The 1,271-nt window shown below is 75.6% G+C and carries 2 protein-coding genes; both read left to right on the top strand.

Annotated features, from left to right (window positions below):
* A partial coding sequence (locus tag AC2W7A_RS12580) for a J domain-containing protein (RefSeq protein WP_485991630.1) occupies window positions 1-622 on the top strand: 622 nt, incomplete at its 5' end.
* Window positions 619-1,206, top strand: a complete 588-nt coding sequence (locus tag AC2W7A_RS12585) for a heat shock protein transcriptional repressor HspR (protein WP_485991631.1) — start codon at window positions 619-621, stop codon at window positions 1,204-1,206. The genes AC2W7A_RS12580 and AC2W7A_RS12585, both read left to right, overlap by 4 nt.
* Window positions 1,207-1,271: the final 65 nt, after the last annotated feature.

Genomic DNA, 1,271 nt, shown 5'->3' on the forward strand with positions numbered 1-1,271 from the left:
GGGCGGTTTTCGGGGCGCCCCGGGCGGCGGCTTCGGCGGCTTCGGCGGCCAGCCCGGCTTCCGGCCAGCCGTCCCCCGTCCAAGGGGCGCGGACCGGACCGCCACCACGACCATCTCGTTCCGCGGCGCAATGCAGGGCACCACCGTGTCCCTGCGTGCGGCCGACGGCGAGACGATCGATGTGCGCATCCCGGCTGGCATCCGTGACGGTCAGAAGGTGCGGGCCCGCGGCAAGGGCTCCCACGGCACCGCCGGCCGCGGCGACCTGATGGTCACCGTGCAGGTGCGCGAGCACCCGTTCTTCCACCGCGACGGCGACGACCTGCGCATCACCGTGCCGGTCACCTTCGCGGAGGCGGCGCTCGGCGCCACCGTGGCCGTCCCCACCCTGGACGGGGAGGTCCGGGTGAAGGTCCCGGCCGGCTCGAGCTCGGGCAAGGTGCTGCGCCTGAAGGGCCGCGGCGTCCCGGCGAAGAAGAAGGCTGGGGACCTGTTCGTGGAGCTGCAGGTGGCCGTGCCCGAGCAGCTCTCGGACGAGGCGCGTGAGGCCGTCGAGGCCTACGCGAAGGCCACCGAGGGCACGGACGTGCGTGCCGACCTGGCCCGGAAGGCCTCCTGGTGACCGACGCACGAGGCGACGGCGCCCGGGACCGCACCGCGAGTGCGGCCCGGGCGGCCGCGCACCGTGGGGCGGACTGGACGGCCCCGGTGTTCGTGATCTCCGCCGCCGCCGAGATGTCGGACATGCATCCGCAGACGCTGCGCCAGTATGACCGCCTCGGCCTGGTGGTGCCGCAGCGGCAGGGAGGCCGTCAGCGCCGCTACTCGCGTGCGGACGTGGACCGGCTGCGCACCGTGCAGGCCCTGTCCCGCGAGGGGGTGTCCCTCGAGGGGATCCGCCGGATCGTGGACCTGCAGCGCGAGGTCGAGCAGCTGCAGGACACGGTGGCCGAGCTGGCCGGTCAGGTGGACCGCCTGCATCAGGGCTCGCGCCTGGCCCGCGTGTTCACCGTGGGCGCCGGCGGCGACGTCTCCGCCCGCTACGGCGACGGTGAGACCCGCGAGCGTGAGCGACGCACCGGACGCACCGCCGTGCCCGCTCCCACCACCGGGACCGTCCGGCAGCGCGGCGCCGTGGTCCGTGCGCTGCCCACCGGCTCCTCCCGCACCCGTCGGGTGCTCACCTGGACCCCGCCGCGGGACTGACCGTGTCCGAGGCCTCCCGTCTTCCCGACGACGGCGCCCCCGCCCCGGTCGCGTCCGTCCCCTCG

The sequence above is a fragment of the Micrococcus sp. LASM2_SD2 genome, from assembly GCF_057364565.1.